At 48.1% G+C, this 6,929-nt stretch carries 10 protein-coding genes; 2 read left to right on the plus strand and 8 right to left on the minus strand.

The features are described from left to right. From V5298_RS18975 to moaB, 7 genes are all read right to left on the minus strand, one after another. Positions 1-947: ATP-binding cassette domain-containing protein (locus V5298_RS18975; RefSeq protein WP_332933001.1), on the minus strand; the 947-nt coding region annotated here is incomplete at its 3' end. After that, the gene (gene modB, locus V5298_RS18980) at positions 932-1,612 is read right to left on the minus strand and encodes a molybdate ABC transporter permease subunit (protein ID WP_332933002.1); all 681 of its coding nucleotides are present in this window, start codon (positions 1,610-1,612) and stop codon (positions 932-934) included. The genes V5298_RS18975 and modB, both read right to left, overlap by 16 nt. Positions 1,613-1,614: 2 nt before the next feature. Continuing rightward, positions 1,615-2,367: a molybdate ABC transporter substrate-binding protein gene (gene modA, locus V5298_RS18985; protein ID WP_332933003.1), complete on the minus strand. Its 753-nt coding sequence runs from the start codon at positions 2,365-2,367 to the stop codon at positions 1,615-1,617. A 7-nt stretch (positions 2,368-2,374) separates the two neighbouring features. Continuing rightward, the gene (locus V5298_RS18990) at positions 2,375-2,848 is read right to left on the minus strand and encodes a molybdenum cofactor biosynthesis protein MoaE (protein ID WP_332933004.1); all 474 of its coding nucleotides are present in this window, start codon (positions 2,846-2,848) and stop codon (positions 2,375-2,377) included. Continuing rightward, on the minus strand, positions 2,849-3,097 hold the full coding sequence (moaD, locus tag V5298_RS18995; protein WP_332933005.1) for a molybdopterin converting factor subunit 1: 249 nt from the start codon (positions 3,095-3,097) through the stop codon (positions 2,849-2,851). Then, a complete protein-coding gene (gene moaC / locus V5298_RS19000) occupies positions 3,094-3,579 on the minus strand; it encodes a cyclic pyranopterin monophosphate synthase MoaC (protein ID WP_332933010.1) in 486 nt (161 codons plus the stop codon). Before moaC ends, moaD begins: the two co-directional genes overlap by 4 nt. Further along, positions 3,579-4,088, minus strand: a complete 510-nt coding sequence (gene moaB, locus V5298_RS19005) for a molybdenum cofactor biosynthesis protein B (protein ID WP_332933006.1) — start codon at positions 4,086-4,088, stop codon at positions 3,579-3,581. Before moaB ends, moaC begins: the two co-directional genes overlap by 1 nt. Positions 4,089-4,185: 97 nt before the next feature. On the opposite strand from moaB, the gene V5298_RS19010 reads away from it, so the two are divergent. Both V5298_RS19010 and V5298_RS19015 read left to right on the plus strand, forming a co-directional pair. Continuing rightward, on the plus strand, positions 4,186-4,980 hold the full coding sequence (locus V5298_RS19010) for a molybdopterin-synthase adenylyltransferase MoeB (RefSeq protein ID WP_332933007.1): 795 nt from the start codon (positions 4,186-4,188) through the stop codon (positions 4,978-4,980). Continuing rightward, positions 4,977-6,098, plus strand: coding sequence for a succinylglutamate desuccinylase/aspartoacylase domain-containing protein (locus V5298_RS19015; RefSeq protein WP_332933008.1), 1,122 nt, complete (start codon positions 4,977-4,979; stop codon positions 6,096-6,098). Before V5298_RS19010 ends, V5298_RS19015 begins: the two co-directional genes overlap by 4 nt. A gap of 62 nt (positions 6,099-6,160) precedes the next feature. Here V5298_RS19015 and V5298_RS19020 read toward each other — a convergent pair. Further along, positions 6,161-6,929, minus strand: a 769-nt coding sequence (locus V5298_RS19020) for a zinc-dependent metalloprotease (RefSeq protein WP_332933009.1), incomplete at its 5' end; no start/stop codon positions are given.

A 6,929-nucleotide genomic window follows, 5' to 3' on the forward strand; every position in this document is an offset into this window, starting at 1 on the left:
CTACTGATCAGGGCGAAAAAGGGAAAGTCGCCACAGCGCAACGTCACCCTGACCTTTTTATCCTCACCACAATCAATACTTTCGATACAACAAGGCAAGCTGTTAACGATGGATGAAGCTAACGCGTGTTCCCGGTCAAGACTGACATCTCGGGCATCAACGGTGATTGTCGCCTCATTGCCTTGAATAACCGGCTCTCGGGCATAAAGACGGTGTTCGCCCACGCGAATTTCATAACAGTTCTGCTCGGGCAAATGGGTCACGACCTCGCCTTTTAACACTGAAAATTGGGTATCATATTCCGGCAATGAAGACGTTAACGCAGCCAAAACCTGACGAGTTCGCCCCTGATAGGTTATTTTTCCCCGCTCAAGCCATGCCATGGCGTCACAATATAAGGCAATATCGCGAAGATCATGGGATACCATGATCAGCTTAAGCCCGCCTTGGGCTAACGACACTAAGTATTGTAATACGGCATGTTTTAAACCACTGTCTAAGGCACTTACCGGCTCATCCAATAACAAGATCTCTGGCGCGTTAAGAATTGCCCTGGCGATAGCAACGCGCTGAGCTTCACCGCCTGATAGTGTATGTGGCATCCGTGACAACAAGTGCTGGCATTGGCATCCTGTTGTCACCTCGTCAATCAAAAACCGGGGCGGCATGGCGTATTCGATGGCGAGATCCAGATTGTCCTTCACCGACAAGTGCTCAAAAAGAAGGCTGTCTTGAAAAACCAGACCGGTGCGTACAGCGCCAATAGCCGTGTTACCCCACGTCCCTGACACCCTCGCTATATCTTGTAATCCTGCCAAACAGCGCATTAAGGTAGATTTCCCTGCCCCGGATGGCCCACTTATTCCTAAAAAAACGGTGTGTTCGGGTAAGGCCAAGCCCACATCCAACGCAAAACGCTTCCACGCGCCCTCTACTTTGATGTCCATGACATTCCTCCACCACGATTATATCGGTACAACACAGCCATCATGACAAATGAGAACACTAACATGGCAAAAGCCAAGCGATGGGCCTGGCCATAATTTAACGATTCCACGTGCTCAAACAGGGCAATGGACAGCACCTGGGTTTCACCGGGAATATTACCGCCAATCATCAACACCACACCAAACTCGCCAATGGTATGGGCAAAACTTAACCCAAGTGCCACCATAAACGCGGGTTTACAGGAAGGGATCACAATACGTTTTAAACGGCTCCATTTTGACATGCCCAGCGTGGTGGCAACATCAAGGTATCGTCCATCTAACTGTAAGAAACTGGCATACAAGGGTTGTACTGCAAAAGGCAGAGAATAAATCACCGAGCCCACCACAAGACCAACAAAGGAAAAGGCTAATTGCTGACCGGTAACGCTTTCCCAAAACTGACCGATGGCACTTTGGGGCGAAAACAAGAGCAACAAATAGAAACCCAATACGGTGGGTGGCAAAACCAATGGCAAGGCCACCACCGCAAGCACATAATGTTTAACCCTATGCTGCCATCGCGACAGCTTCCAGGCTAATGGGGTGGCGATGATTAACAAGATAGCACTGGTGATACAGGCTAACTTCAGTGTTAGCATAATGGCGCTTACATCATCGCCCATGATTAATTATCCGTGGCCGCTTCATAACCCCATTTTTTAAGGGAAGCTTGTACCTGGGGCGACAACAGGTAAGTCATAAAGCGCGTGGCTTCATCCCCATGTTCACTGCCATCAATTAAGGCCATTTTCTGAACGATGGGAGTATGAAATTGGCTGGGTACGACTAACACGTCACCATCGGTCTTCCCTGTCAACGATAGCGCCACAAAGGCTGCGTCCACATTTCCCGCCTCAAAATATTGATAGGTTTGCACCACGCTTTTTCCCTGTACTAGCGAAAAGGGCAAGTCATCGTCTTCGCTGACAAAATGACGGATTGTTTCCATCGCCGCCACACCATAAGGCGCCAGTTTGGGATTCGCAACGGCAACGGGGGTAGCATAGTGTGTTTGGGTAAAAAAGGCGCTTAAAGAAGAAAAAGTCAGCTTCCGGGTAATCAATGCTAAGCGTCCTTTGGCATAGGTATGCACCCTTGTTGCCTTCCCTTCCTGTAACAGACGTTGGGGGCGCTCAGCGTCCGCAGATAAGAAGATATCAAACGGGGCACCATGGAGGATTTGCGCATAGAGGGTGCCACTGGAACCGACGGAAATGACAGGTTTAATGCCACTTGATTCATAAAAATCCTCAGCCACCTGCTTAAGGGGTTCGGCAAAGTTAGCTGCCACGGCAATATTCACCTGAGAAGACTCACCTAAAGCAGGCGCACTCAGCCCAATGCTCACAATAACGAACCATAAAACACGTAAAGTCATTTTTCTGTTACTTCTCTACCTGATTGTTTTCTTTTAACCATGTCATTGCCGCAAGATCATCCGAGGTTTTAGCTTTGACCCATACGGCCTCGTCACCTTGGAATTCTTTTTTCCACAGAGGCACCGATTGTTTTAACATATCCATCACGAAACATGCGCCATCAAAGGCTGCTTTTCGATGACTTGCCGCCGTTCCCACCCACACGATGGGTTCATAATTGCCGATATCCCCCACTCGGTGCACCACGTGGGCATCGAGCAGTGCAAACCGTGAGATTGCTTCGGTGACGAGTTGCCATAATGCTTTTTCCGTCATCCCCGGATAATGTTCTAGGTGGATCCCCGAAATAGGCCCTTGATGATTGTAATCCCGCACCTGACCGGTAAAGGTGACAATTGCGCCAGCCTGCGGCACCGCCCGTTGTAAGCGGTCATGGTAATCGGTAATAGCCAGGGGTGATTGAGTAATACTTGCGCCCATTTATCCTCCGGTCACAGGCGGGAAAAAGGCCACTTCATCCCCATCGCTAATTGGCTGGCTATCATCACACAATACCTGATTCACAGCACATAACACACCATCATCCAACACATCCTGCCATGAGGACGAGCGGGCTTTTAACACCGTTTTTATATCAGCAACGGTCATCTGAGCTTGCTCAATCGCCAGCGAAACACTGGCTTCACCGGTAATTTCTCTTACCTGTGCAAAGGTTTTTATCTCTATCATGTATTTGATCCCGCCTGCCAGTGACCACTTTTGCCACCTTGTTTATCCACCACGCCTACCCCTTCTATTCGCATGCCAGGATCGATGGCTTTACACATATCAAATAACGTCAGTAAGGCCACATTTACCCCGGTTAAGGCTTCCATCTCCACACCGGTTTTTCCCGTCACTTTACATAAACAGGTTACTTCGATACGCCGGTTGGCATCATCCACAGCAAAATTAATATCCACTTTAGACAAGGCAAGGGGATGACATAAAGGGATAAGATCTGCGCACCGTTTTGCGCCTTGGATCCCAGCCACACGGGCAACGGCAAACACATCCCCTTTTTTAACACTTTGGGTCGCAATTCCCTCAATGACCGCCTGAGAGACAACCAAATACCCTTTTGCTAACGCACTACGAGCCGTATCAGATTTTTCTGATACATCAACCATATTAGCTTCACCTTGTGCATTCAGGTGACTAAATGTCGACATCATAGTTCTCCGGTGAGGTGTTTTACAAAGTTACAAGGCTTGAAGGTTGAATCCAACTGAGATTGAATAATCCCTTCCCAGGCGGTACGACAGGCCCCAGTACTACCGGGCAAGCAAAAGATCGCGGTGCTATTGGCAAAACCGGCCAGTGCCCGTGACTGAATGGTAGCAGTGCCAATCTCCTGGAAACTAAGGTAACGGAACAATTCGCCAAACCCATCCACGGTTTTATCAAACAGTACCGACAGTGCCTCAGGCGTGGAGTCTCGATGGGTAAATCCCGTTCCGCCCGTCACTAAGATAACCTGGATCTGTTTATCGGCAATCCACTGGGAAACCACGGCGCGCTGAAGGTAAATATCGTCTTTGATCAGCTCCCGCGCTACCACCTGATGACCCGACGACCTGGCCGCTTCAACCAGATAATCCCCAGATGTGTCGTTGTCCAAGGTACGGGTATCGGAAAGAGTAAGAATGGCAATATTAAGTGATGTTGCTGACGATGACATGATGCTTCCTGAAAATCAGTTTGAACTAAGGCTACTTTTCGCCAATTATGCTAAGGTATCCGTCGTTTAATTTGTCGCCTCATAGGCGGCGACGTCTATGACTATTAATAAATTTGCCGTTACTATGCCAGATACTTTAACGCATGCACAAGTTATGCGATATAACCGACACATTGTACTTCCTCAATTTGATTTAAGTGGTCAAGAAACACTCTATCGTTCCAAGGTACTCATCATTGGTCTTGGAGGCTTAGGTACAGCCTTGTCTCAAAGTCTATGTGCCAGTGGTGTGGGTAGCTTAACACTGGTGGATAACGATACCGTTGATGCCCACAATCTGCCACGACAACTTCTCTATACCTCACAACATTGCGGTATGAAAAAGGTCGAGGCGGCAAAAGCGCAACTTAACGTGATTAACCCTGATTGCCACATTGAAATCCTGGATGTGCGCTTGGTTGATGAGGCCATGAGTGCCTTGGTTGCAACGCATGATGTTGTGGTGGACTGTACCGACAATCTAGAGAGTCGAATACAAATTAACAAAGCCTGCTGGGAGGGAGGAAAGCCCCTTGTAAGCGGTGCAGCTATTCGTTTTGAAGGTCAGTTGTTTGTCAGTGTTCCGGCAAAGCAAACCTCGTGTTATGGCTGTGTTGCCCACGTGTTCCAGATGCCCGAACTGAGTTGCACCGAAGCCGGCATTCTTAGCCCGGTGGTCTCTATTATCGGTGTGGCACAGGCACATCTGGTATTGCAAACCCTAACCGATTTTGGCACCTTGCCCGCCGGTCAGTTGCAACTTTTTGATGGCCTGACCTTTCAATGGCAGAATTTTACTGTTCCCCGTCATCCTAACTGTACCGTTTGCCAAGGATCAACATCAGCGCTATGACAACGTCAATTACCAAAACGCATATGGTCGTGGCGCAAAATGCCTCGGGCCGCAACATGAACGTACCTGTATACCGTTTGAGCGCAGAGCAACCCGGCCCCACGGTGTATATTCAAAGCTCTATTCATGGCGCTGAGGTTCAGGGCAATGTGGTTATCTACCAACTTATTCAGGCATTAAAATCCCAGGCCATTGCCGGTGAAATAATTTTAGTACCGAACTGTAATCCGGTGGGTACAAACATTAAAGCCGGCGAATATACCTTGGGACGCTTTGATCCTGTGAACGGCACCAATTGGAATCGCGGCTACTTTTATGACAAGGACAAGGTTCTTGCTTTCGCTGAAACCGTAAGTGCCACAGAAACACCCAGTGCCATTCGTCAACGGTTTCGCCACTATTGGGCCAAGTGCATTGCTGAAAAACTCGCCTCCCCTTGGGGACTCGGCTTAGCACAACAGTTAAACCTTAAATTACAACAATTGGCGGTGAATGCCGATATTGTACTGGATTTACACAACGGACCGGTATCAACCCGTCATATTTATATTCCCCAGTATGCCCAACAAGCCGCACTACAGTTTAATTTTCCCCACTGTATTTTTATACCCAATCAGTTTGCAGGTGCCTTAGATGAGGCCACCTTTTGCCCTTGGTGGACACTACAAGATTGTTTACAAGGCCGGTTTGCCAAACCCTATGATTTTGATGTGGTTGGCTTTACGCTGGAAATGGGCAGTCAGGAAGTCATCCAGTTTTCCGAAGGCAACGTAGACTGCCAAAGCATTTTAACCTACTTATGCAGTCAAGGCTGTTTACCCCGAATGTCTCTCAAGCCCAAAGCGATGACACGGATAGGCGTGGCACTCAGTGATTATAAGACGTTATTTACCCAATGGGGCGGCATGGTGGAGTACTGTGCAAAACCCGGTGACTTGGTTAAAGCCGGCGATCTGCTGGCCCGGGTTTTAAATATTGATGAATTGGATAACGAAAACGGCTGTTTTGAGTTACGTGCGCCTTGCGACCTCATTCCCATGCTGCATTTTCCGTCGGCATCGGTATTAAGTGGTACACAGCTTTATAAGGTATTCACGCGCTATTTCAGCTTGTCTTAATGGACGTTACTCGTGATAAAAAGTGCTGTCATTAGGGGATTAACGACAGCACATGATTCAGGTTAAATAGGCGAACCGGGTGGTAAGGGTTTAACCGCAAACGCACCTGGCCATTCTCCCGTTTCAAAATACACCTTTAACCAATCTTCGAGGGTGTGACTGCCGGTAACATCATCGTTATCGTCTAGCCATTTTGAAAACTTCCAAAGTTTATCATCAATGGAAAGCTTCACTTCTGGCGCAAGATCTGCAGAAGTAGCCGCTTTCATAATGGCATTAAGTGCCACAAGACGAAGTCGCTTGGTAAGTGCAGGATATTCATCGTCGCTGTCATACCAGTGTGTGGTTAAAATCCGCTCCACAATTGCCCCCACATTGGGTACCCCCCTTTCCTGACTTGATTGCCAATCAATACGATTCAATCGTTGAGGCGTAAGCAATAAGGAGAAACTAAAGTTTGCGGCCGATTCAGCGGCAGTGACAGGATCAAAGGCCAAGCCCATGCGGCTAGTGAACTGTTCGCGAGTAATGTCATCCCCGAATGCCGTTGGTGGGATCAGTGCTTTCAGTCTATCTGGAATGGCTAAAAACGCCGGTGTTGTGGCTAACAACATTTGCTTTATGGCACGCTTTTGCTCAGAAGCAGGAACAATACTGACTCCTTTCGGTGTGTCATAATCCCCTTTTCGTTCATACTCGTAATTCAAACCACCTACCTGTTTTGCTACCGCTTCTAACTGATAGCGATGCAACAAATAAATTGGCACTAACACATCTTCAATTGACGATAAGCTGGCCTGATCTGGAATAGAATTTAGCCCTATTGTCGAT

It is taken from the genome of Alteromonas sp. 14N.309.X.WAT.G.H12, from assembly GCF_036697315.1.
Taxonomy (GTDB): Bacteria; Pseudomonadota; Gammaproteobacteria; order Enterobacterales; family Alteromonadaceae; genus Alteromonas.